At 64.4% G+C, this 23,940-nt stretch carries 22 protein-coding genes and 1 pseudogene; 13 read left to right on the forward strand and 10 right to left on the reverse strand.

What is annotated here, in order from left to right; genetic code table 11:
• The first annotated feature begins 92 nt into the window (after nucleotides 1-92).
• The gene (locus tag VQ045_RS18665) at nucleotides 93-215 is read left to right on the forward strand and encodes a multicopper oxidase domain-containing protein (protein WP_331831179.1); all 123 of its coding nucleotides are present in this window, start codon (nucleotides 93-95) and stop codon (nucleotides 213-215) included.
• A gap of 142 nt (nucleotides 216-357) precedes the next feature.
• On the opposite strand, the pseudogene VQ045_RS18670 reads toward VQ045_RS18665, so the two are convergent.
• Nucleotides 358-2,447, reverse strand: a pseudogene (locus VQ045_RS18670) (transketolase family protein).
• 750 nt (nucleotides 2,448-3,197) lie between these two features.
• Between VQ045_RS18670 and VQ045_RS18675 the strand changes: the two are divergent.
• Nucleotides 3,198-4,679, forward strand: coding sequence for a sensor histidine kinase (locus VQ045_RS18675; RefSeq protein WP_331831180.1), 1,482 nt, complete (start codon nucleotides 3,198-3,200; stop codon nucleotides 4,677-4,679).
• Between the two features lie 13 nt (nucleotides 4,680-4,692).
• Nucleotides 4,693-5,046, forward strand: coding sequence for a response regulator (locus VQ045_RS18680; RefSeq protein ID WP_327624561.1), 354 nt, complete (start codon nucleotides 4,693-4,695; stop codon nucleotides 5,044-5,046).
• Between the two features lie 16 nt (nucleotides 5,047-5,062).
• On the opposite strand, the gene VQ045_RS18685 is transcribed toward VQ045_RS18680, so the two are convergent.
• Nucleotides 5,063-5,464: a hypothetical protein gene (locus VQ045_RS18685; protein ID WP_327646279.1), complete on the reverse strand. Its 402-nt coding sequence runs from the start codon at nucleotides 5,462-5,464 to the stop codon at nucleotides 5,063-5,065.
• A 178-nt stretch (nucleotides 5,465-5,642) separates the two neighbouring features.
• Between VQ045_RS18685 and VQ045_RS18690 the strand changes: the two genes are divergently transcribed.
• Entirely contained in the window at nucleotides 5,643-6,278 is a 636-nt protein-coding gene (locus VQ045_RS18690) for a DedA family protein (RefSeq protein WP_327624563.1), read from the forward strand.
• 144 nt (nucleotides 6,279-6,422) lie between these two features.
• The gene (locus tag VQ045_RS18695; protein WP_327624564.1) at nucleotides 6,423-6,998 is read left to right on the forward strand and encodes an MOSC domain-containing protein; all 576 of its coding nucleotides are present in this window, start codon (nucleotides 6,423-6,425) and stop codon (nucleotides 6,996-6,998) included.
• Here the strand turns inward: VQ045_RS18695 and VQ045_RS18700 are convergent.
• Both VQ045_RS18700 and VQ045_RS18705 read right to left on the reverse strand, forming a co-directional pair.
• Nucleotides 6,989-7,357: a DUF2293 domain-containing protein gene (locus VQ045_RS18700; RefSeq protein ID WP_331831181.1), complete on the reverse strand. Its 369-nt coding sequence runs from the start codon at nucleotides 7,355-7,357 to the stop codon at nucleotides 6,989-6,991. The genes VQ045_RS18695 and VQ045_RS18700 overlap by 10 nt on opposite strands.
• Before the next feature lie 3 nt (nucleotides 7,358-7,360).
• Entirely contained in the window at nucleotides 7,361-7,939 is a 579-nt protein-coding gene (locus tag VQ045_RS18705; protein ID WP_331831182.1) for an SAM-dependent methyltransferase, read from the reverse strand.
• Nucleotides 7,940-7,990: 51 nt separating this feature from the next.
• On the opposite strand from VQ045_RS18705, the gene VQ045_RS18710 reads away from it, so the two are divergent.
• Both VQ045_RS18710 and metF read left to right on the forward strand, forming a co-directional pair.
• A complete protein-coding gene (locus VQ045_RS18710) occupies nucleotides 7,991-9,004 on the forward strand; it encodes an ArsR/SmtB family transcription factor (protein WP_331831183.1) in 1,014 nt (337 codons plus the stop codon).
• Between the two features lie 15 nt (nucleotides 9,005-9,019).
• Nucleotides 9,020-9,940, forward strand: a complete 921-nt coding sequence (metF, locus tag VQ045_RS18715) for a methylenetetrahydrofolate reductase [NAD(P)H] (protein WP_331831184.1) — start codon at nucleotides 9,020-9,022, stop codon at nucleotides 9,938-9,940.
• Nucleotides 9,941-10,504: 564 nt separating this feature from the next.
• On the opposite strand, the gene VQ045_RS18720 is transcribed toward metF, so the two are convergent.
• Nucleotides 10,505-11,797, reverse strand: coding sequence for an amidase (locus VQ045_RS18720; protein ID WP_331831185.1), 1,293 nt, complete (start codon nucleotides 11,795-11,797; stop codon nucleotides 10,505-10,507).
• 172 nt (nucleotides 11,798-11,969) lie between these two features.
• On the opposite strand from VQ045_RS18720, the gene VQ045_RS18725 reads away from it, so the two are divergent.
• The gene (locus tag VQ045_RS18725; protein ID WP_331831186.1) at nucleotides 11,970-13,190 is read left to right on the forward strand and encodes an alanine racemase; all 1,221 of its coding nucleotides are present in this window, start codon (nucleotides 11,970-11,972) and stop codon (nucleotides 13,188-13,190) included.
• Nucleotides 13,191-13,459: 269 nt separating this feature from the next.
• On the forward strand, nucleotides 13,460-14,290 hold the full coding sequence (locus tag VQ045_RS18730; RefSeq protein ID WP_331831187.1) for a hypothetical protein: 831 nt from the start codon (nucleotides 13,460-13,462) through the stop codon (nucleotides 14,288-14,290).
• Nucleotides 14,291-14,460: 170 nt separating this feature from the next.
• Here the strand turns inward: VQ045_RS18730 and VQ045_RS18735 are convergent, their stop codons facing one another.
• The 3 genes from VQ045_RS18735 to VQ045_RS18745 form a co-directional block, all read right to left on the reverse strand.
• Nucleotides 14,461-14,907 (reverse strand): hypothetical protein, encoded by a 447-nt coding sequence (locus VQ045_RS18735; RefSeq protein WP_327646289.1) that lies wholly within the window; start codon nucleotides 14,905-14,907, stop codon nucleotides 14,461-14,463.
• Between the two features lie 89 nt (nucleotides 14,908-14,996).
• Complete coding sequence (locus tag VQ045_RS18740) at nucleotides 14,997-15,356, reverse strand: hypothetical protein (RefSeq protein WP_331831188.1); 360 nt, start codon at nucleotides 15,354-15,356, stop codon at nucleotides 14,997-14,999.
• Between the two features lie 17 nt (nucleotides 15,357-15,373).
• Nucleotides 15,374-15,709: a hypothetical protein gene (locus tag VQ045_RS18745; RefSeq protein ID WP_331831189.1), complete on the reverse strand. Its 336-nt coding sequence runs from the start codon at nucleotides 15,707-15,709 to the stop codon at nucleotides 15,374-15,376.
• 277 nt (nucleotides 15,710-15,986) lie between these two features.
• On the opposite strand from VQ045_RS18745, the gene VQ045_RS18750 reads away from it, so the two are divergent.
• On the forward strand, nucleotides 15,987-16,994 hold the full coding sequence (locus tag VQ045_RS18750) for a helix-turn-helix domain-containing protein (protein ID WP_331831190.1): 1,008 nt from the start codon (nucleotides 15,987-15,989) through the stop codon (nucleotides 16,992-16,994).
• 357 nt (nucleotides 16,995-17,351) lie between these two features.
• Here VQ045_RS18750 and ampH read toward each other — a convergent pair whose 3' ends face one another.
• Entirely contained in the window at nucleotides 17,352-18,473 is a 1,122-nt protein-coding gene (ampH, locus tag VQ045_RS18755) for a D-alanyl-D-alanine-carboxypeptidase/endopeptidase AmpH (protein WP_331831191.1), read from the reverse strand.
• Nucleotides 18,474-18,613: 140 nt separating this feature from the next.
• Between ampH and VQ045_RS18760 the strand changes: the two genes are divergently transcribed.
• The gene (locus VQ045_RS18760; RefSeq protein WP_331831192.1) at nucleotides 18,614-19,069 is read left to right on the forward strand and encodes a methyltransferase family protein; all 456 of its coding nucleotides are present in this window, start codon (nucleotides 18,614-18,616) and stop codon (nucleotides 19,067-19,069) included.
• A 3-nt stretch (nucleotides 19,070-19,072) separates the two neighbouring features.
• Here the strand turns inward: VQ045_RS18760 and VQ045_RS18765 are convergent, their stop codons facing one another.
• Entirely contained in the window at nucleotides 19,073-19,501 is a 429-nt protein-coding gene (locus VQ045_RS18765) for a DUF4112 domain-containing protein (protein ID WP_327626316.1), read from the reverse strand.
• A 284-nt stretch (nucleotides 19,502-19,785) separates the two neighbouring features.
• Here VQ045_RS18765 and VQ045_RS18770 point away from each other — a divergent pair, with 284 nt between their 5' ends.
• Together VQ045_RS18770 and VQ045_RS18775 are read left to right on the forward strand one after the other, a co-directional pair.
• On the forward strand, nucleotides 19,786-21,165 hold the full coding sequence (locus tag VQ045_RS18770; RefSeq protein ID WP_327626317.1) for a cation:proton antiporter: 1,380 nt from the start codon (nucleotides 19,786-19,788) through the stop codon (nucleotides 21,163-21,165).
• Nucleotides 21,166-21,272: 107 nt separating this feature from the next.
• Nucleotides 21,273-23,891 (forward strand): class I SAM-dependent DNA methyltransferase, encoded by a 2,619-nt coding sequence (locus tag VQ045_RS18775; protein ID WP_331831193.1) that lies wholly within the window; start codon nucleotides 21,273-21,275, stop codon nucleotides 23,889-23,891.
• The last annotated feature ends 49 nt before the right edge of the window (nucleotides 23,892-23,940 follow it).

The following is a 23,940-nucleotide window of genomic DNA, read 5'->3' on the forward strand; positions in this document are numbered from 1 at the left end:
ATCGTCGCCCACTGCTGCGCAGCTTGGAACAAGCTCGTCGATCAGCCCTGGAAAATCACGTCCATCGGAATGCGAGATTGGGCGCATGGGTCTTGATCAGCGCCCGTTGGTATGAGGTCGCGCTTGAGGCGTCCAATCCGGGCAAATGGCTTTTGCATTGTCACATGCTCGAACACCAGGTCGCCGGCATGAAGACCTGGTTCGAGGTGGCATAGACGCTTGCCCCGCCATCGGCTCGGAGAGCGCCGCGCCGGCTTCCGGCAAGGGGCCCGCGCGCGTTGAATCCGCCGCTTCACCCGACCGATTTACGGCCGATCGAGAAGGTTGCCCGGTTCTCGATCGGGATTTCCGCGCTGATCAACGGCCGAGTTTTGCCCGCGCCTTCTCGGCGACGGCGGCGGGGGTGATGTTGAAGTGTTCGTAGACGTCGGGGCCGGGCGCCGAGGCGCCGAAACTCGTCATCCCGACGACATCGTCCTCGCTCTCCACATAGCGCGCCCAGCCGAACGGGCTGGCGGCTTCGACGGCGACGCGGGGCGCCGAACCGAGCACCTCGTCGCGATAGGCTTTGGGCTGCGCCTGGAACAACTCCCATGAGGGCATCGACACGACGGCGGCGGAGATGCCACTGTCGGCGAGAAGCGCCTTCGCTTCCACGGCCAGGCCGACTTCGGAGCCGGTGGCGAGGATGGTCACGTCGCGGTTGCCGTCAGCCGCGGCGATGACATAGGCGCCCTTGGCCGAGCGGTTCTCCTTGGCCCCGTCCGCCCGCAGCGTCGGCACGCCCTGGCGCGTCAGCACGAGAGTCGAGGGCGTGGCCTTCGCGGTCAGCGCCAATTCCCAGCACTCGGCCGTCTCGACCCCGTCGGCGGGGCGGAAGACATTCATGTTCGGCATCGCCCGCAGCGAGGCAAGATGCTCGATCGGCTGGTGCGTCGGGCCGTCCTCGCCCTGGCCGATCGAATCATGGGTCATGACGTAGATCACCGGCAGCCCCATCAGCGCCGACAGGCGCATCGCCGGGCGGGCGTAGTCGGTGAAGCACAGGAAGGTGCCGCCGAAGGGCACGAAGCCGCCGTGTAGCGACAGGCCGTTCATCAGCGCGGCCATGCCGTGCTCGCGCACGCCGTAATAGATGTAGTTGCCGGTGTAATCCTCGGCCGAGATCGGCTTGGCCGCTCCGGCCTTGGTCAGGTTTGAGCCCGACAGATCCGCCGAGCCGCCAATCAGCTTCATCGATTTCGCGGTCAGGGCGTCGATCACCGTCTGGCTGGCCTTGCGGGTGGCGACGCTCTTTTCCCCGGCAAGCTGGATCTTGACCTCGGCGAGGATCGCGGCCGCGTCGCCGTCGAACCCGTCCGCCATCACGCGCTTCCAGTCGGCGGCCTTTTGCGATTCCGCCTTGGCCAGACGATCGGCCCAGGCGTCGGCCTCGGACGCACCGCGCCCGCCGACCGCTTTCCAGAAATCGGTGACGTCGTCGGGCAGGACGAACGGTTCGTGGTTCCAGGACAGGGTGTCGCGGGCATAAGCGATGCCCTCGGCGCCGACCGGCGAGCCGTGGATGCCTGAGGTGCCGGCCTTCTTGCCGGCGCCGTAGCCGATCGTCGTGCGGCAGGCGATGAGTGTCGGGCGATCCGACGCCCGCGCCGCCTCGATGGCTTCCGCGACGGCGTCCGGATCCTGGCCGTCGGCGGCCAGCGTGTTCCAGCCGGCGGCCTCGAAACGCTTCTGCATGTCCTCGGAGGTCGACAGGTCGGTGGAGCCGTCGATGGTGATGTGGTTGTCGTCCCACAAGACGATCAGCTTGTTCAGCTTGAGGTGGCCGGCGAGCGAGATCGCCTCCTGGCTGACACCCTCCATCAGGCAGCCGTCGCCGGCGATCGTGTAGGTGTAGTGCTCGCAGAGGTTCGACCCGAAGCGGGCGTTGAGGATGCGCTCGCCGAGCGCCATGCCGACAGCGGTGGCCAGGCCCTGGCCGAGCGGTCCGGTGGTCGTCTCGATACCGGCGCCGTGGCCGAATTCGGGATGGCCGGCGGTCTTCGAGCCGATCTGGCGAAAGCGCTTCAATTCGTCGATGGGAAAGTCTGCNTCGTCTCGATACCGGCGCCGTGGCCGAATTCGGGATGGCCGGCGGTCTTCGAGCCGATCTGGCGAAAGCGCTTCAATTCGTCGATGGGAAAGTCTGCGTAGCCGGTCAGATGCAGGACCGAATAGAGCAGCATCGAGCCGTGGCCGGCGGAAAGGACGAAGCGGTCGCGATCCGGCCAGTCGGGGCGGGCGGGATCGAATTTCATGAACCGGCTGAACAGCACCGTGGCTGCGTCCGCCATGCCCATTGGCATGCCGGGATGGCCGGATTTGGCTGCCTCCACCGCATCCATCGACAGGAACCGGATAGCATTCGCCATGTGGCGGAGGGTGGTGGCGTCCGTGGCCGCGGCCATCTCGGCTGAATCCTGCATCGGTCTCTCCTTGTGGAATCCGCTGGAGCGGCTTCGCGGCTCGTTCGTCCGGCCGGGGGGCTTCGCATGCACACCGCAGCCTTGCTGCATCTCAAGAGCGCCAGCAGGTGAGGGGGTTGAGACATCGGCCCGCCGGCGACAGCCTGCCTCCGCCACCAGAGCGCAGAAGACCTAATGCACGGCCTGCGCCCGTTTTTCAATTCCAGGTGCCGCTAAATATTGATCATGCGAACACTAAAAAAACTTGTGATTACATGCCCTCTGCGCCTCGGCGGCTTGCGATCGAACAGGTCGGCGCGACCGATGGCGAACGGAATTCCGATCGACAATCGAGGGGCCGGTCGCGATGTTTTCACGCCATCGCAGGCGGCGCTTCGGCGGTTCGCCAGAAGCCCTCTACGCATCGGCCCATGTGCCCAATCGGTGGCTGCGCGGTCGGACGTCAAATCGGCTTTCGCACCTCCGAACCACCCAACCAAAACGTAGCCGGCTATATTTGTTGAAACCGAATGCCCGCTCGTGCGTTAGTGCAGACTGGGAGCTTCCGGGGGCGGCGCCTTTTCTGCGTTTGGCGGGCGTCCGTGTCGAATAAATCGTACGATCACCGCGTGATGATCTTGGGAAAAATCGATCTGCGTGAGTGAAGCGCAAACTATGGTGCCGCGTAAGGGGGTCTGCCGACGACGGGGCGGAAACAACGCGAGCGCCTTGGGCGGCAGAGTATATCGCTGAATGAAATCTTTGGAATTTGAACGCCTCTTCGAGGCCCTCCCCAGTCCTTATATGGTGCTGGATTCAGACTTGCGTTACGTGGCCGTTAACCGCGCCTACGAGAACGCCGTCATGCGAACGCGCGCGGATTTGGTCGGAGAGAAGCTCTTCGACATGTTTCCCAATGAAGGCGAAGGCGGGCGCCGATTGACGGCCTCCTTTGATGAGGTGCTCAAGAGTGGCGCGCCCGATACGATCGCCTTTATTCCCTATGAAATTCCCCGCCCGGCGGAAGCCGGGGGTGGATTCGAGCAGCGCTACTGGACGGCGACGCATACGCCGCTGAAGAACCTTGAGGGCAAGGTCGAGTTCATCATCCAGAATACGATCGACGTGACCGAGATCGTTCGTCTCAAGGAGGCTAGTTCTGTGCCGTTCCGGGCGGTTCCCAGCGAATTGGCACTGCTCAAGCACGCACAAAACGTCGAGGAAGCCTATCAGACATCGGTCTCTCAGGCCGAGGAATTCCGGGGCTTGTTCCGGCAGGCGCCGGGCATGATCGCGGTGCTGCAGGGACCCGATCACGTCTTTACCTTCGTCAATGACAGCTACTCCCGCTTCATCGGCGGGCGCGACACCATCGGTCGCTCGGTCCGCGCCGCCATCCCGGAAATCGAAGGGCAGGGCTTCTTCGAAATGCTGGATGAGGTCTACAGCAAAGGCCGCAGCTTTTCCGGCGAGGGCGTCAGGGTGATGATCCGCTCCCAAGAGCAGGCTGAACCCATAGAGTCCTTCATCGACTTTTCCTACAACCCGATCCGCGATGCTGCCGGAGAGATATCCGGTGTCTTTGTTCAGGGCTTCGACCGGACTGAATCGATCCGCGCGGCGCAACGCCAACGGGTTTTGATCGACGAACTGAACCACCGTGTGAAGAACACATTGTCGACCGTGCAGGCGATGGCGCGGCAGAGTTTTCGAAATATCACCGACCCGGAGGAGGCTCGTTATGCCTTCGAGGCGCGGATCATGGCGTTGAGCCAGGCGCACGACGTCCTTTCGGCGCGTCGCTGGGAGGCTGCGGGCCTGTCTGTGCTGCTGCGCCAGGAACTCGCCGGCTTCGATCCCGCACGGGTTCGTATGGTGGGGCCTGAAGTCCATTTGACGTCGAAATCAGCCATCGCCCTTGCCATGGTCTTTCACGAGCTTGCCACGAACGCCAACCGTCACGGGGCGATGGCGACCGCCGCCGGCACGCTGGAGGTGGAATGGACTGTGTCGGAGCGAGGAGCGAGGCGTCATCTCGCCGTGACCTGGCGGGAAGCCCTGGAAGACGCGCCGGAGCGCGAACTGACCTCCGGCTTCGGCGTCCGCATGCTGAAGCGGATTATCGAGGGCGAGCTGGCTGGTACGCTTTCTCTTGACCTTGGCAATTCCAGCCTCATTTGTCGCTTCGATGTCGCCCTCTCCGAGGTGGACGAATTTGAAATTTCAGCCGCGTAATGGATCTCGTGACATGAAGGGCCTGAAGATCTTCGTCGTCGAAGACGAGAGCCTCGTTGCCATGCAGCTGGAAGATATGCTGTTCGACCTGGGTTGTGAGGTTGTCGGTCTCGCGATGCGCCTCAACGGCGCCCATGAGATGATCGACTCCGGCATAAAGGTCGACCTAGCGATCCTGGACGTCAACGTGGCGGGAGAAAAAGTCTATCCTGTCGCCGCACGCTTCCGCCAGGCGGGGGTGCCGATCGTCTTTGCCACCGGCTATGGCCGCGCCGGCATCGAGGAGGAATGGCAGAGCTGCCCCGTGTTGCAGAAGCCCTATACCGAGCAGCAGATCGAAACGTCGATCGGCTCGGCGCTGGCGTAACGGCCAAATGGCCTCTCTATTCGTCGCTCGTCCCGGTCAGGAACATCACCAATTGCCGCTCGCTCATCCCGAGACTGGCGACGCGCGCATTGGGCCTGGCCTTGCGGGTGGCCTCGCGCCGTTCGGCGTCGACCATAAGCAGCAGCTTCGTGCCGCTCGTCGCAAGCGCCCCCGACAGCGTGGCGTCGAGTTCGCCTTGACCTTCCAGAACGACGACGGCGAGGGCGAAATCGCGGCGGGACATGCGGTCGAGCGCGACCCTCTGGCTCTCCGCGATGGTCGCGCGGGCGCCGGCGCGCTCCAGCGCGTTCGCGGTCTTCAGCGCCCGGTCCGCGTCGCCATCGCAGATCAGCACGTCGCGGCCGGCCAAAAGGCTGGCCCAGGAGAAGTTGTCGAAGCTCTGAAGTCCTGTCGTCATCGCTCCATAAGCGCATCGACCGCCGACAGCCGCAAGCCAGCGGCACGGCCCGGTGCCGGCCGCATCGGGATTATTTCCTCTCGCACCGGATCGATGCGCGTCGCTATTCGTTGATCGGCGGCGCGCTGGTCTCAACCGCCGTCGAACAGGGACAGCCCCGGAAGCCACGGATTTTCGCATGGACGTTTTCGTCAAGACCCTGATGGACAGCCTCGGTGCCTTCGGCATCGCCCTGTTGATGTTCCTGGAGAACGTCTTTCCGCCGATTCCGTCCGAGTTGATCATGCCCTTGGCCGGCTATCAGGCCGCGATCGGCCAGATGTCGATGGTCACCGTCATCCTCGCCGGGACGATCGGATCGCTCCTCGGCATCATTCCTTGGTACTACGCCGGCAAACTGATTGGCAAACGCCGACTGAAACGTCTCGCGGCGCGTCACGGTCGCTGGCTGACATTGTCGCCCGAGGACGTCGACTCCGCCGACGCCTGGTTTCGTCGTCACGGCTATTCGGCCGTCCTGTTCGGCCGCCTGATCCCCACCGTCCGCACGCTGATATCGGTGCCCGCCGGGATCGCAAAGATGTCGCTGCCGATCTTTCTCCTGCTGTCCGCGATCGGCAGTGCCGTCTGGACCAGCCTGCTGGCGGGCGCGGGCTATCTGCTGGGGAAAAACTACGAGGCGGTCGAAGCCTATGTAGGTCCCGTGTCCAATGTCGTATTGGGTCTGATCGTGATCGTTTACATCTACCGGGTCGTGACCTTCGAGTCGAAGGACGAACCGGATGCAAGCGAGCGGTCGGAGGCGGAGGGGTAGGGCGGCGCGGACTGCCGGAGGAAGAGCGGAGACCGGTTTTCCACCTGATCCCCCGCAAATTGTCTGGATTGGATTCGAGTTCATCGTGATTCAGGGTCCATTATCCTATCATCGACGGCCGGTGCGAAGAGGGGGAGGGCATCCATGCTACGAACGCGCGCGAAAAAGCAGGCCGGCACGGTCACGGGGCTGTTTCGCACGGGCGACGGTGGCTTCGAAACGGCACCGGTCCCGTTCCTCGATCTCGGCTTCGATGGCATCGCCGGCGATCGCCATGGCGGAACCACACGCCGGTCGAGCGGACGCGAGCCTTGGTATCCGCGTGGCACGGAAGTCCGTAACGAGCGGCAGCTTTCGCTGCTGGCCGCCGACGAACTCGCCGAGACCGCCGCACGCCTCGACATTCCCGAGATCCGGCCGGAATGGATCGGCGGCAATTTGCTCGTTGAAGGCATTGCCGACCTCTCGTGGCTGCCGCCCCGCACGATCCTGATGTTTAACGGCGGCGTCACCTTGCGGATCGACGGCGACAACGGCCCGTGTCGGCTCTCGGGTCGGGCGATCGCCAGGCGGTATGAGGGTCGCGGCGACATCGAACTCGGCTTCGTTTCGGCGGCAAAGCACCGACGCGGCCTCGTGGCGTGGGTCGAAAAGCCGGGCAGGATCGTCGTGAACGAGGCGTTTGAGGCGCGCATTCCAGAGCAGTGGATCTACGAATAAGGTTCGTCTCTGCCCGTCGTTGCTCCGCTCCGCAGATCTTGCGCCATCGCTTCGCCGTTGTCCGCCTCCGGATCGAGCCGCCGCGTCGCGCCCCAGCGATCGAGCATGGCGTTGATGGCGTCGAGGACGAAGAAGCGGGCGGCCTCCCGGTCGTAACCCTCATCCATCAAAGCATCGTAATCGGTATGGGCATGTCGGATATGCGCCACGGTCGCCAGCCAGACGGCGCTCTGGGGCGACAGCGCCCGCATGTGGCGCGCGCCCGCCGCCGCGCGGATCGCCTCGGCGTCGAGGAAAGGCGCGCGCGGGATCGTCGCGGTCAGCGCGCGGGCGATGCGCTTTTGCCGGTCGGTCGGCATCCTTTACTCCGGCGGCGCATCGATGGCCGCGAGATACGGCTTGATGTCGACGAGCGGCGTGCCGTCGCGTACGTCGATGGCATCGATGGTGAGAATACCGGCATGAACATCGACGCTGAGCAGCCGAACGAGGTGCAGCCCGATCGGGTTTGGCCGCACCGGCGAGCGCAGCGTGAAGGTGCCGCGCGGGCCGTCGGCATGACGCGGCGCCTGTAGGGCGAGATCCCGCTCGGCGCCATCGAGCCACGTCAGCAGGAACACCCAACGATCCACGCCGAGCCCGGTCAGAGCGCCTCGCCAGCGCGTGTCGATCTCGACCCGGGCGGGCTGCCCGCGCTCGCGTGCGTCGGACAGGTTTTTCGGACAATCGTCCCGGCTCACCCAGGGCGAGCGGACGCGGCCGATGAAAACCAGCCCCGCATCGTCATAGTTGGGCTCAGGCCCGTCGAAGCGAACCTCGCCGGGGCGAACGGCCGGCGCGCTCTGGTCGGAGGCCGTCATCGCCAATCCTCCGAGCGCCGGCAGCACCTGTCCGCGAACGGTTTTCGCGAAAGCGCCGCGCTCGCCGAAAATCGCTTGCATCGAATAGGCTCTTCATATAAAGATATCTTTATATCGTAATCGAGATGCGTCATGCTGGACATCCAAAAGCTTTCCTTCGATCGACTCGTCGACGCCCTCAAGGCGGTCGCCGAGCCGACGCGCCTCCGCCTCGTTCTGCTGCTTGCCCGGAGCGATCTGACGGTGAGCGAGCTTACGACGATTCTCGGACAATCCCAGCCGCGTATTTCGCGGCATTTGAAGCTGCTGGTGGAGTCGGGCGTACTGGCACGATATCAGGAGGGCGCTTGGGCCTATTTCCGTGTCAGCGACGACGCGTCGGTGGTTGGGCTGGTGCGCTCGCTTTTATCTTGGGCGGACGAGGCCGACCCGATGATCGAACGCGACGCCGAGAGGCTGGAAGCGGTGCGGGCCGAACGGGCGCGTCGCGCCGCCGACTATTTCGCCCGCAACGCCGGCCATTGGGATCGCATCCGCGCGCTGCATGCCGCCGACGCCGAGGTCGAGCGGGCGCTTCTCGCCGCCTTGGGGAACAAGCGGATCGGAACCCTCCTCGACATCGGCACGGGTACGGGGCGAATTCTCGAGCTCCTGGCGCCGCGCTGCGAACGGGCGGTCGGCATCGACGCCTCGCGTGAGATGCTGGCGATCGCCCGCGCCAAGCTCGATGCGGCACAGATCGTCAACGCCCAGGTGCGCCAGGGCGATGCCTATCATCTGCCGGTCGAGCGCGAGGCCTTCGATCTCGTGACCCTCCATCAGGTGCTGCACTATCTCGACGATCCGCAAGCCGCGATCGCGGAGGCGGCACGGGCCGTCGCGCCGGGCGGCCGTTTGGCGATCATCGATTTCGCTCCCCACGAGCTGGAATTCCTGCGCGCCGAGCACGCCCATCTGCGCCTCGGCTTTTCCGAGGCAACGCTGGTCGGTTATCTGGAAGAAGCAGGTCTTGAGCAGGTCAGCATCGACCACCTCGTTTCCAGCGGCGGCGAGACCGGGGAACTCACCGTGACCATCTGCATTGCGAAGGACCCGCGCCTCCTGGTCGCGGCAACCGCCTCCGCCCGTCAAACCCTTGTCAGCTGAGAAGAGAAAGTCGTCATGAGCCGCCCCAATCCCCTTTCGACGTCCGGCATCGATGTCTCCTTCGAGTTCTTTCCGCCGAAGACCGAGAAGATGGAGGAGAATCTCTGGCGCGCGATCGAGCGGTTGGCGCCGCTCGGCCCCAGCTTCGTCTCGGTGACCTACGGTGCCGGCGGTTCGACCCGCGAGCGTACCCATCAGACGATCGAGCGCATCCTGAAGGAGACGCAGCTGACGCCGGCTGCGCATCTGACCTGCGTCGACGCCACCAAGGAAGAGGTCGACGCCGTCGTCCGGCAATATTGGGAAACAGGCGTTCGTCATTTCGTCGCGCTGCGCGGCGACAGCCAGACCGGCGTCGGCGGCGAATATGTCGCCCACACGGACGGCTATCGCAACGCGGTCGAACTGGTCGCGGGCCTGAAAGCCTTCGCCGATTTCGAGATTTCGGTGGCCGCCTATCCCGAGAAGCATCCCGAAAGCCCGGATTTCGCTACCGACATCGACCTGTTGAAGCGCAAGGTCGACAACGGCGCCACCCGTGCCATCACCCAGTTCTTCTTCGACAACGATACCTTCGAACGTTACGTCGAGCGGGTCCGTCGCGCTGGCATCTACATTCCGATCGTGCCCGGCATCGTGCCGATCCACGACTTCACCAAAGTCGCACGCTTCTCCCAGGCAACCGGCGCCACTATCCCGGCCTGGCTCGCGGCGCGCTTTGAGGGGTTGGAGGACGACGAGCAGACGCGCAGCCACGTCGCCGCGGCGGTCTGCGCCGATCAGGTGCTGGATTTGCAGAAGCGCGGTATCTCCGACTTCCACTTCTACACCATGAACCGCGCCGATCTGGTCTATTCGATCTGCCACATCCTGGGGCTTCGCGCCGACGAGGCGTCGGCGCCGGCAGGCTCCGCCAGCGAAGCGGCCGCCGCCTGAATTGCCGGCGGCGTAGATATCTCACCATGACGCAAAAAAAAGCCGGGGTGACCCGGCTTTTTCGAATTGGGGCCGCTAGAAACGCGGCGTCGGATCTCATCCGATATCAGGGCACGACACCCATGACCATGGCGCCGACAAAGACAAAAGCGGCCAGGATCATCACCAAATTCAGCGAACGCGTAAGTTCCATGTGCATCGCCTCCTCGTTGACGAGATGTGCCCGGAAGGTAACGAACCTGAATCGATCGTAAACCCTAATTCGTTGCTGCACCGCACTGACGTTTCGGGCCAACTGCCGTAAACCGCTGCAATGACTCGGGATGCAGGCGCGAAGAACGTCCGATATTTTTTTCACGCGCCGGCTTTCGTGATCGAAAGCCAGCCGAAACCGCTGTGGGGTAAGGCTAAGCGCCCCGCCGGGACTGCTTGGCGTTACGCCTTGAAATGTCTGGTGATCTCCACTTGCGTGCTGGGTGGAACCGCGAAAATGCGGCGTCGGGGGTACCGAGCTGCGTTCCCGATCGCCCCCGCCGCATTCGCGCCGCATTGGCCGGCGTCGCTTTATCCCGCCTGAAGCCGGTCTTCGAGCAGCCTGGCGATAGACAGCGTCGTCCGGTCGCGGCCGAAGCGGGTGACGATCGTCAGGCCGAGCGGCAGGCCCTCGGGCGTCGCCAGCCCCGGCACGTTGACACAAGGGTTGCCGGTCAGCGTCCACAGCTTGTTGAGCGCCGGGTCGCCGGTGGTGGCGAGTCCCTTCGGGGCCGGCCCGAAGGCCGAGGGCGCCAGCAGCGCGTCGCAGGTGTCGAACAGCGCCGCCGCCGCCTTCCGGCCGATCCGGGCCGTGCGCCGTCCCGCATCGTATGCCTCGGCCGTGACCGCCGCCCCTTCATCGAGCTGCGCCAGCACCTTCGGCCCCATCCGGCCCCGATGCGTCGTCCGCTCGTGTAGAAGCGCCTGGGCTGCCTCGAAATTCTGAATGTCGCCATGCGCCGCGCGCGCCGCTTCCAGCGCTGCCGGCTCAGGGAGGTCGACGAGCTTGGCGCCGGCCGCTTCGAGCGCCTTGGCCGCCGTCTCCCAAGCCGCCGCCATCGCCGGGTCGAGCTGTTCATCCAGCGCCGTGCGATAGAGCCCGATCGTCAGCCCCGATGCGTCGGTGAGCGACGGCGCCGTCAACTCCCGCCCGCTGAGACATTCCGCGAGCAACGCCACGTCGGCGACGCCCGCCGCGAACAGGCCGGCGGTGTCGAGCGTCCAGGAAAACACCTTCATGCCGACGGTCGGCATGAGCCGGAAGCTCGGCTTGTAGCCGGCGATGCCGCAGAACGAGGCGGGCCGGATCACCGAGCCGCCGGTCTGCGAGCCGCAGGCCGCCGCCAGCATCCCCGCCGCGATGCCGGCCGCCGAGCCCGACGACGAGCCGCCGGGCGTGTGGGCCAAATCGTGCGGGTTGCGCGTCGCCGCCGGGTCCATCGAGGCGAATTCCGTCGTCGCGGTCTTGCCGAGAATCGCCCCGCCCCGCAGCCGGGCGGCGGCGACCAGCGCCGCATCGGCGATCGGCTGGTGGCCTTGATAGATCGGCGAGCCGTGCTCCGTCGCCATGTCGAATGTGTCGAAGATGTCCTTGACGCCGAAGGGCACGCCGCGGAGCGGCCCGGTGGCGGCGCTCGCCGCAGCAATGCTGTCCGCCGACGCCCGGCGGACGAAGGCGCCGATCACGCCGTCCAGGCTGTCGATACGCGCGTTCGCTTCCCGGATGACGGTTTCCGGCGTGGTGCGTCCGGCCTCGATGTCGGCGGCGATGCGGGTGACGCTCAGTGGCGCCAGCGTCACGGGGATGGGCGAGGGAAGGGACATGGGCGGTCGATCCTGTTGCGGTGCCCGCCTGTTTAGAGGCGCGGCGGGCGGGCCCGCAAGCGCCTGTAACCCGAAGGCGCGCCGAATCGGCTAAGCTGCCCATTCGCGTCCGGTGCTCTAATTGCGGACGAGCCGGCCGGTCATCCGGCCGCGAGCCCAGCGGAGAGACGCCTTGCAGAGTTTTCCAACGGCGAAGGACGCCGCCCTCACGCTGCGCCCCGACGTGCCGGTCTATTGCTTCCGCCCCGACGTGCTCACCACCGACGCGCAACGCTTCATGGCGGCGTTTCCGGGTGACACCGCCTATGCGGTCAAGACCAATGGCGAGCCGATGGTGCTCGAAACCCTCAGCAAGGCGGGGATCAAAATCTTCGACGTCGCCTCGCCGGGCGAGTTCGCCGCGGTCAAGGCCGCCCAGCCGGATGCCGAGATGCTCTACATGCACCCGGTCAAGGCGCAGTCGGATATCCGCCTGGCGCTGGAGACCTACAACATCCGCGTCATGTCGCTCGACCATGAGGACGAGGTCGCCAAGATCCTGCGCATCGTCCGCGCCCTCGATCTCGACCCCGGCACCATCACCCTGTTCGTGCGACTGCAGACCAAGGGCAGCGCGGCCTACGAACTGTCGAAGAAGTTCGGCGCCGCGCCCGCTCACGCGGTCGAGCTTTTGCAGCGCTGCCACAAGATCGGCTTCAAGGTTGGCCTGTGCTTCCATGTGGGCTCGCAGATCGAGGACCCGGAGACCTACGAACGGGCGCTGGCCTCGGCCGACTGGGTGCGCAACCGCGCCGACGTGCCGCTCGCCGGGCTCGACGTCGGCGGTGGCTTTCCGGCCGAATACGGCCACGACCCCCGCCGCAAGAAGCGTCAGATGCCGGGGCAGGACGAGATCATGGCGCGGCTCAGCGCCGATCTGGCCGAATGGGCGTTCGACGATCTGCCGCTGGTCGCCGAGCCGGGGCGGGTGATCGTCGCCAGAGCCTTTTCGCTGATCGTCCGGGTGCTCCTGCGCAAGGGCAAGCGGCTCTACATCAATGACGGCATCTGGGCGTCTTTGTCGGATTCATGGACCGGCAAGATCACCCTGCCGGCGCGCTTCATCCCCGATCCGGCGAGGACGCGCCGCAATGGCGATCCGAAGAACATCCAGGCCTTCAAGGTCTGCGGCGCGACCTGCGACAGCGTCGACATCCTGTCGCGGCCGTTCTGGCTGCCGGAGACGGTCGACACCGGCGACTGGATCGAGATCGGCCATATCGGCGCCTATTCACTGTCGCTGCGAACCCGCTTCAACGGCTTTTACCCCGACAGCTTCGTCGAAGTGACGACCCCCTTCGATGCCGGCGCCGCGGCCGAGGGCTATGCGAGCCTGGAGACGATGGCGGATTGAGGAGGGATGGACTGCGTTCATCCTAGTCAATCATATGAGTATTCTGCTGAACCAAAGCGTACCTCACGTCGCCTGCCTCTGAAGCCGACCTCAGCGCTGCGGGGGGAGCCGACCCAATTTGAGACGAGACTCAAAGCGAACCCTCGTGCATCCGCCGTCATTGGCGACACAATCAGCGGACATGCAAATGGAGCAGGAGAAAAATTGATTTTTGGACATTTTCTTGCACTACATCGCATTCCTTAAGCGATGGGCGGACAGGTTGATTGATGGCGATTGAAAAGCGCTTGTGGAAGACAGTTTCCAATAATTGGGAGCGGATCGTATTTTCAATATTTGGACTATTTCTGACTGGATACGCCCTACGTCTGATATACATCGATCAGATCCCCAACGGAGCTATCGTTTTCGGGATAGGATTTCTAAGTTTCATTTACGCGAATGTTGCCCGGTTTAAGAGATTCAAGGGCCTTGGATTTGAGGCGGAACTTTGGGAGGACAAGAAAAAAGAAGCGGAAGAACTGATAGAGCGGTTAAAGAATGTCGTTTCTATTTACACCCGCGAAGTGATAATTGGAAAAGTTAAATCCGGACGCTGGGGTGCGGGCGTTGACTGGCAGTCGCATTGGAAGCTATATGATGATCTTATCGACCAGCACAATGTTCTTGGTCAGACGATAGACTTCTCTGGCATTAAGAAAATTATGGACGACTATTTCTTGTTTGATATGTCTATGGAATCAATCGACGCCATTCGTGTCACCATAGATCAAGGCAAGGCTCTCGCTATGCAGAAGATCAATGAGGAATTCGGAAACCCCATTGGGGATTTAGATGGCCATACAAATAGGTTAACGGCATACGGTGAGATAGAAAGCAATATAGACAATCCATTCGAAATTTCGACCAGAGAAAACCTTGCCGAACACGCTCTGAAATTATGGTTTGACGCCAAAGATCGCCTAAGACGCGATTTCGATGTAGATGTTGAGCTTGATCAGGAAAATCTAGACCGCTTAGAGAAAGTCTCGACACTCTACAAAACCCGGCCTGTACAGGTAACGCCCGAACTGGTTGTATGGGGCAATCGTCGGCACTAGGAACCGTGAGTTTGGGACGGCAGCGTCGTATATAGATCGACAGCCCCCGCTAGGATCTTCCGGAATGCACGTCCGCTTATGGGCCAAATCGTTTAGAGGCCATCATTCCGCTTTCGACCACGGGCTCCCCCATCACCCTCTCTGATACAGTCCTTCACCCCCGTTTCCCCTCAATTATTGATCGCGATGATCCGCCAGCGGGCGCTGTTGCAGGCATTGTCGTCGCAGACCGCGGACAGCCACAATTCGCCCGCGCCGATCATGACGCCCTCGCTGTTGACCATCAGATCCCCGACATCCTGGTTGGCGACGCGGGTCTGGGTGTCCGGTGCGATCAGGCTGTCGAAATTGTCGATGAGATCCTGCGCTTCGAGGACGTCGTAGACCTCGCCATTCGCCCGGACGGTCAGCGGATAGGAGCCGAATTCCGCCACCGTCGCCGCGTCGCCGTCGGCCATCGCCTGCTGCAGCACGTCGAACGCGGCGCTGAAGCCATCGGCGTCGCCGTGCAGGGCTTCGATCTGGCTGAGGACGTCCTCGGCCGATTGCGCCATGGCCGACGGCGCGGCGAGAAAACCGCATGTCAACAGCAGGATAGCGGACGCAAGTCGGAACATGGAGGAGCACCGTCGTTTGGGAGAGGTCCAAGCGGGAAGGCAGCATCACCATCGGTGACCCGGCCTTCCCGTCGTCATGCTTCAGGGCTTCACTGCGGCGTCCATTCCTCGGTGCCGAGCGTCTTGGCGCCGAGATAGGTCCACACGCCTTTCCACTTGTCGTCCTCCGAGAACATCAGAGCGACGCCGGTGTCGTCCTTCTCGGCATAGCCGATCGCCAGGACGTCGTCGTCGCCGATGGCGGTGCCGGAAACCTTGCTGCCGTTGCCCAGCGTGTAGGTCAGCGTGAACGCATCGCCGATCTTGGCAACCAGCACGCTGGCCTCGTACTGGGTGCCGTCCGGGTTGACGCCGCTGATATCATAGCTGCCGGCCGGGTCGGCGAGGGCAGGGCCGGCGACGCCGATGCCGGCCACGGCGACCAGGGCCGCGAAAAACGATGTTTTCATGAACTCTCTCCCTTTGCTCAATTGGTGAAATCGAACTGCGAGATCTCGCAGACATTGACGTTGCCCATGACGGCGCTGGACCCGTCCTCGAAGGTCGCTTTGAAGTCGAAGACGCAATCGCCGCTGCCGTCGTCGATATTCACGTCGACCGCTTCGCCGACCGCCAGCACGTCGACGCCGAGAATGTCCTCTTCCCAGTTGTTCGTGCCGGTGTTCGACGCGAAGAACTCGATCATCGCGGCGCTGCTGGCGTTGGTGACGGTGACTTCGCGATTTTCGGCGGAGGCAGCGCTCCCCAGCGACACGATGAGAGCCACGGCGAGGGGCAGGCGAGAGAGCGACGAAAGCGACATAAGGCAGTCCTTGCTGAAGGTGAAGGCGGGACGTAGCCCGGTCGCAGGAAGACATTGCCGTCGACGCGACAGTCGATTTTATCCAGTCGCCGAGAATCCGAATATATCCATCTGTCCAGACTTCTTGGCTGCCGGTCCGGCCGTAACGGCAAATTTGCCGGCGGCGCTCGCAAACCGATGGCGACGCCTGCGATACCTGCTAGAATGGAGGTGTCGTCGAAGCCCCATTTTCCCGGCGGCTCATCGTGGGATGTGTCCATCTATCGTAGAAATGAAGATGATCGCGGATCTTGTCTCGCAAGCGGCAGACGCTCTTCCTCCGCTCGACAGTATTGCCGAGACTTTGGTTGATCGGTCCGCGGTCTATCGGGCGCTGCTTGGCGATTTGTCCGACACAATCGTCGCCGGCCCGGAGTCGTTCGCTCAGGTGGAAACCCGACGACTGGGTTCGCTCGCTCTATATGAGTGCCGGCTTCATGACATGAGCCACGAGCGGCACGGGTTGTCCTCCAACGCCAACGGATACGTGTTTCTTCAGTTGGCCGTTTCCGGGACCCTGCGAGTCGAACTGCCGGACCGCCAGATCGAAATCCGCGATGGCGAAATTGCCCTGTTCGATCCCGGTCGGCCGCTGCGCATGTCGGCTGACCGCATCCATCTCATGACAGTCCGCCTGACGCCTGCGCTCCTCGAAGCGGCGGCGCCCCATGCGGCTAACCTGCATGGGACCGTGATCGAGGCGGCCCAGGCCAGCCTGCTCGCGGATGTCACGGTCGCGCTGATGCGACACGCCCATGCCATTCCCGTCGCTGCGGGGGCCGGGGCGGTCCGTGCCTTCGGCGAACTCCTGGCCATCGCACTGCAAGCTCCGGCGGCTGCATCGAATGGCGACGCGCCGGGCGGCAAGAAGCTCGCGAGGGCGCGCGCGCTGGTGGAAGCCAAGCTGACGGCGAAACATCTCAGCCCGACCATGATCGCGGCGGAATCCGGCCTCAGCCGCTCGACGCTCTATGAATTGTTCAAGCCGCTTGGCGGCGTCTCACACTATGTTCAGGCGCGACGCGCCGACCGCTTGCGGATGCTTCTTAGCCAACCCGGGGAAGTGCGAAGCATCGCCGAACTCGCCTTCGAGGCGGGCTTTGCCTCGGACAGCCACGCCAGCCGGACCTTCCGCGACCTGTTCGGCGTGTCGCCGGGCCGCTTTCGCCGCGACCACTTCGCCGTTGCGGCACAAGCGGACCTGCGCGCCGCAACCGCGTCGATGACGGCTATTCGTCCGACCTGATGCCGAAATCGGCACGCCCGGCCCTGGACTTGCCCGAGGGTTAGGCGGGCAAGGTGGCGCTCCGCGCGATCCTCGTCCTATTGTCTCCGCCCGACCCCGATCGACGCAAGGATCGACCATGGCGATGCCCCGTGACTTTCCCGATTTGCCGCCGGTCTGGGCGCTGGGGGCGATCCTCGCCGAATGGCTCGCCGCGTGGTGGCTACCGCTCTGGCGCTTTGCCTCGCCGCCGGCCCACGGAACGAGCGCGAATGATCACCGGAATCGTTCGGGGGCCGGCGGGCTATGTCCGCGACGGAGCTTCTTCCGGAGAAGGCCCGGCCCGGACGGCCCTTAGCCCCACTCCACCGCCCGCCGTCAACGCGGCGCAAGGGTTGCGATGAGTTCGTTCGTCACGGTCGCCATCGCGATCGAGGCGGAGAAGTTGAACTGGTTGATCGAGATGAATACGCCGACGCCCCGCGACGGCGCGAAGGCGATGTAGCTGAACACGCCGTTGGTGCCGCCCGCCTTCTGGAGGATGAGCGGGCGGTCGTCCTCCGGCATCATGACGACCCAGCCGAGGCCCATCGCATCCATATGGCCCGACTCGTCCATGCCGTAGACCGGATTGAGGCCATCGCGGACCAGATAGGCGGCGTGGCTCAGCGTCCGTGCCTCCATGCCCTCGCCGAAGCGGTCGAGATTCCACTTGAGATACCGGATCATGTCGTTCGCCGTGGTGTGGAGGCCGGACGCGCCGGACCGGTTGGGGATGGGCTCGCCCGGGTCCATTTCCTCGCCGTTCCAGTCATAGCCGGTCATGACGTTGTCGCCCTCCGGTCGCGCGTAGCCGGTCGCATCCAGCCCGAGCGGGTCGAGGACGGTTTCTTGCAAAAGATCGCGGTAGGGCCGGTTCGCGGCGCCGGACAACGCCATCGCCAGAAGGTCGAAGCCGATGTTGGAATAAAGGATGCCGGTGCCGGGCGTAAAAAGCAGGGAATCGCCGCCGAGGTTCCCGGCGAAGGAGGCGTCGCTGTATTTCTCCGCGCCGTCCACAGGCTGGAGCTCACGGCCGAGCCCGCTCGAATGGGTGGCGAGGTCGAGCAGGCGGATCGGGTGCCGCCGCTCCGGCAATGTGTCGATGCCGTCCACATACGGTCCGGCCGCGTCCGTCAGATCCACCGTGCCGCCCGCGGCGAGATGGGCCAGCGTCAGCCCGGTGAAGGTCTTGGTGATCGATCCGATGCCGATGCGCGTGTCGCCGTCGGGCTGTCGGCCCGAGCCCTTGGCGGTCTCCCCGAAGCCGAACACGGCGCTTTCGCCGCCGCGAACCGCCGCGATGACGAGTCCCGGCACGGCGGTATCGAGGTGGAAGATCTGGCCGGTGAAGCTGACCGCGTCGTCCAGCAGCGGGTCCTCCGCGTAGGCGGGCGCGCTGCCCGCCAACGCCACAATTAACAGGCAAAGCGGCACTCTCAGGCCGATCGCGCGTTGCATGGCGGTACCTCCAAAGCTCACCGTGAGGTCGGATGATACACCGACCAAACGTTGCGGCAAGATCGCGGCGGCGGGAGGGGTGGCACAGGCCCACTGCCGCGACCTATGTTGGCTTAAGATCCACCACCAAAGGAGCCGTCATGGCAATGCCCCGTGACTTTCCCGATCTGCCGCCGGTCTGGGCGCTCGGGGCGATCCTCGCCGAATGGCTCGCCGCCTGGTGGCTCCCGCTCTGGCGCTTCGCCTCGCCGGTGACGACGGCGATCGGCATCGCGCTTTTCGTCGGCGGTATCGCGATCATCCTATGGTCGGCGCTGTGGTTCCGGCGCAAGAAGACGCCGATCGAGCCACGCAATGTGCCGAAAGCGCTGATCGTCGAGGGACCGTACCGGATCAATCGCAATCCGATCTACACCGGCATGACGCTGGCCCTCTTCGGCGCGGCGCTCTGGTTCGGGGCGCTGTCGGCGCTGATCGTCGCGGCGGTCTTCCCGTTCGTCATCACCCACCGCTTCATCAAGGGCGAGGAAGCGGGGCTCCGCCAAACCTTCGGCGCCGAGGCGGAGGCTTATTTCCGCCGCGCCCGCCGCTGGTGAGACTCAGTTTCGTTTCGGCGTGATGTCCTTCATCGCCTCCGGGTCGATGTCGCCCTGCGCCGACAGGTCGCCCTCGCCGAAATGGTCGAGGATCATGTCGAGGTTGCGCCGGTGCGCCTTGAACACGACGTCGAAGACGTCGCCGACCAGCGGCACCGAACCGACGGCGAAGTCGATCCCCAGATTGCCGGCCATCTTGATGAGCTTGTGCGTCGGCAGGCCGAGCCGGCGCGCCTCGTTGATGATGTAGACGCCGATCAGGCCGCCGGCGGCGTCGCCGACGCCGGGGATCAGCCCCATGATCGAATCGCCGCCGAAGCGGATGCCGGTGCCGGGAATGCGGATCGCCGTGTCCATCAGCCGCGCGACGCGGGCGACCCTCTTCAAGCGGCGCCGGTGGTCGGCGAGATGCGTCGGGTCGGCTGTCGGCATGGATGGGTCCTCGGTGATGTCAGCCTGCGCGGCCTGGTAGGCGAGGGATATGGTGCCGAGGGCTCTGCTTGAACAGATGGCGCAAGGCGATCTCCGTTACGGCCAGGGCCGGCTCGCGAGCGAAGCGGTGTTGGCCGCGTCGACCGGGCCGCGCCGCTGCGTCGGCCCGAGCCGCAAAACCGCGGGCCCGATCAAGGATTTTGCCGCCCCGCGACACACCCGCGCCAAGGTTACTCTATCATTTGTGCGGCTAAGCGATTCGCCGGGAATACGAGGAGACACGCGTGGAAGAAGCCGTCGTCGATGCCCATGGCACGGGATTGACCGAAATCGCCTTCGTCATCGTGGTGGCGGTCACCGTCGGCCTCGGGCTGATGCGGCTGAAGCAACCGCCGCTGGTCGGCTTCATCCTCGCCGGCGTGCTGCTCGGGCCGTCAGGGCTCGAAATCATCTCCACCTCGAACGAAAACGTCACCATGCTCGCCGAGATGGGCGTCTTGATGCTGCTGTTCTTCATTGGCATGGAGCTGTCGCTGAAGGCCTTCGTCGCATCGCTGAAACCGGCGGTGCAGATCGCCGGCGGCCAGCTTCTCGCCGCGATGGCGATTTCGTTCGGGCTGATGCTCATTTCCAAGGCGACGCTCGCCGAGGCGATCATTCTCGGTTTCATCATCGCGCTGTCGTCGACCGTGGTCGCCATGAAGGTGCTGGAGGATCTCGGCGAACTGCGCGCCGAGCCGGGCCGCATCGCCGTCGCGGTGCTGATCGCCCAGGATATCGCCGTGGTGCCGATGCTGATCATCGCCTCGTCGCTCGGTGGTGAGGAGGCGGTCGGCTGGGGCGTTCTGGTGGTCAAGATCGCGGTCGCCGTCGCGGTGCTCGCCGCGCTGTTGTGGTTTCTCGGGCGCGGCCCGAAGCTGAAGCCGTCCTTCGCGTCGGCGGTGGAAAACAATGTCGAGATCCTGGCGCTCGGATCGCTCGCCTTCTGCTTCGCGGCGGCGTCGCTGTCGGGTCTTCTCGGCCTGTCGCCGGCCTATGGCGCGTTCATCGCCGGGCTCGTCGTCGGCTCCTCGACCCTGCGCTCGCCGGTCATTCATGTGGTCGAGCCGATCCAGGCGATCCTGCTCGTGGTGTTCTTCCTGTCGATCGGGCTCTTGATCGACCTCGACTACATCATCGCGAACTGGACCCTGGTGCTGATCGCCTCGGTGTTCGTCATCATCGCCAAGAGCGTCGTCAATGTGATGCTGATCCGGATGGCCGGGTTGCCGCACAAGACGGCGGTCGAGGCCGGCCTGTCGATGGCGCAGATCGGCGAATTCTCTTTCGTGCTGGCGGCGGTCGCCTTCGCCTCGGGCGCGATCGGCGGCGACGTCTATCGCCTGGCGCTGGCCGTGACGGCGGTCTCGCTGCTGGTTTCGCCGGCCTGGATGATCGTCATGCGCCAGCTCGAGGGCGAGGCCCGCTTCGGCTATGCCGAGTTCCGGCACGCTTTGGCCGAGCTTTACGGTGACCGGGTCGAGCGGGTGGAGGATGTCGGCGTTTGGCTGAAAACCCGGGGCCGGGCGGTTCGGCGGGCGCTGCGGCGGCGCAAGGCGGCGCGCAACAGTCGGGGCCGGGCCCGGGCGAAGCCGCCAGCCGAGCAGGCGGCCCCCGGCGAGTGAGGCCTTTCCTTCGCGCCGCGCCGGGCCAAGGACCCGCGCCGCGCTAGCCGCTTGCCGGATACTCCCAGCTTTGCTTACCTCCCGCAGTGACGGGGGAAGCCGATTCCATGGACGAGCGCGCGAGTGACACCGAGACGGCCGAGATCGACCGCTTCATCGCGAGATGGGCGGAGACCGGCGGGGCCGAAATGGCCAATGCCCAGAGCTTCATCAACGAGCTGTGCGATCTTTTGGGCGTGCCCCGCCCGGATGGCGCCCGCCCGAACGAGGCGTTCAACGACTACGTCTTTGAAAAGCGCGTCGACCATCGCATTCGCGGCCTGACCACCGCCCACCGCATCGACTGCTACAGGCGCGACAGCTTCATCATCGAGGCCAAGCAGTCCTCCACCGAGGCGCGCCGCGCCGCCGCCGATCCGGGACAGGCCGAGTTGTTGCCGGCACATGCCGCGCCGGTGCGCGGCGGCACCGCCCGGCGCGGCACCGCCGCCTGGGACAAGGCGATGCGCGCCGCCTACTACCAGGCGGTCTCCTATGTCGGCGACCTGCCGGCCGGCCATCGCCCGCCGCCCTTCGTCCTTCTCGCCGATGTCGGCCACGTCATCGAGCTCTACGCCAATTTCGCCGGCCAGGGTCGCAACTACACCCAGTTCCCGGACCGCCGCTCCTTCCAGATCCCCCTGGCCGGTTTGCACGACCCGGACATCCGCGCGCGCCTGCGCGCCGTCTGGCTCGACCCGCATTCCCTCGATCCGGCGAAGAAATCGGCCGAGGTCACCCGCGACATCGCCGAGCGGCTGGCCCGCATCGCCCGTGGCCTGGAAACGGCGCATGATCCGAGAGACGTCGCCGAATTCCTGATGCGCTGTCTGTTCACCATGTTCGCCGAGGATGTCGGCCTTTTGCCGAAGGACTCCTTCGTCGCGCTTCTGGAGCGCATGAAGGAAACGCCGCAACATTTTGTCCCGGCGCTCGAATCGCTGTGGGCGGTGATGGACACCGGCGGCTACGCGCCGCATCTCAACGCCACCGTCAAGCGCTTCAACGGCGCGCTGTTCAAGCGCCGCGCGGCACTGCCGCTCGACGGCGAGGCGATCCATGAAATGTGGGTCGCCGCCCGGCGCGACTGGAGCGAGGTCGAGCCGGCGATCTTCGGCACGCTCTTGGAGCGGGCGCTCGACAAGCGCGAGCGCTCCAAGCTGGGCGCCCATTACACGCCGCGCGCCTATGTCGAGCGGCTGGTCGTGCCGACCATCATCGAGCCGCTGCGCGAGGAATGGCGCACCGTCCAGGCCGTCGCCGAGAGTGACCGCGAGGCCGGCCGCGACGAGCGGGCGCTGCGCCGCGTAAGCGATTTCCACCACCGGCTCTGCACCACCCGCATCCTCGATCCGGCCTGCGGCACCGGCAATTTCCTCTACGTCTCGCTGGAGCTGATGAAGCGGCTGGAAGGCGAGGTGCTGGACGTGATGGAAGCCCTCGGCCGCTCCGAGGGGCTGTCGATCGGCTCCGAGACCGTCGAGCCGAGCCAGTTCTACGGGCTGGAGATCAACCCGCGCGCCGCCGCCATCGCCGATCTGGTCCTGTGGATCGGCTATCTCAAATGGCAGCTTCGCACCGTCGATCCGCGCTATCTGCAGGAGCCGGTGCTGCACGCCTATGGCACCATCCGCCATCAGGACGCGATCCTGACCCATGACGGCGAGGAGCTCTTGCGCGGCGATGACGGCGCACCGCTGTCGCGCTGGGATGGAGTGACCAGGAAGCGGCACCCGATCACCGGCGAGGACGTGCCCGACCCCGACGCCACCGTGCCGCTTTACACCTATCGCAACCCGCGCGCCGCCGACTGGCCGGCGGCCGAGTTCATCGTCGGCAACCCGCCCTTCATCGGCGGCAAGGACATGCGCGCCGAGCTGGGCGACGGCTATGCCGAGGCCTGCTGGAAGGCGCGGCCGCATCTGCCGGGCGGCGCCGATTTCGTCATGCATTTCTGGGACCGGGCGGCGACTTATCTGCGCGAGGGGTTCAAGCCGCGACAAGGATCGAAGGCGCCGACGACATTCCCCCACCGCTTCGGCTTCATCACGACGAATTCGATCACCCAGACCTTTTCGCGCCGGGTGATCGAGCGGCACCTGTCGGCCAAACAGCCGCTCAGCCTGGTCTTCGCCGTCGCCGACCATCCCTGGATGAAGGCGGCGGACAAGGCCGCCGTGCGCATCGCCATGACCGTCGCCGAAAAGGGCGAGCACGAGGGCGTGTTGGGCGAGGTCGTTGGCGAGACGGGGCTGAACACCGACACGCCGCAAGTGACGCTCGCCGAACGCGAGGGGAAGATCCGGGCGAATTTGACGCTCGGCGCGGACTTGGCGCTGGCGAAGCCGCTGACGGCGAATGACCTCATATGCGCGCGAGGAATTCAAACTGTTGGCAAAGGTTTCATCGTGAATAACGGGTTCGTCGCGCGGATTCCGACTTCTGAAAGAAGTATAGTAACACCATTTTTCAATGGAAATGATCTAACACAATCATCTCGCGATATTTATGTTATCGATACATATGGATTTTTGCTGAAAGAAATTCGTGATGGATTTCCGCATATTTACAATCATTTGACTAATTCTGTAAAAATTGATAGAGCAATTAACAATCGAAAATCATATAAGAGTCGGTCCGGAAAGTTGTTCAATTTGAACAAAGCCTTCGCAGCATTAGGCGGATAGACGCCAGTTTGAGGAATGCGAGCGCGTTGCGCGACAGGTTCTCGAAATC

This window comes from Aurantimonas sp. E1-2-R+4, from assembly GCF_036549515.1.
Classification (GTDB): domain Bacteria; phylum Pseudomonadota; class Alphaproteobacteria; order Rhizobiales; family Rhizobiaceae; genus Aurantimonas; species Aurantimonas coralicida_A.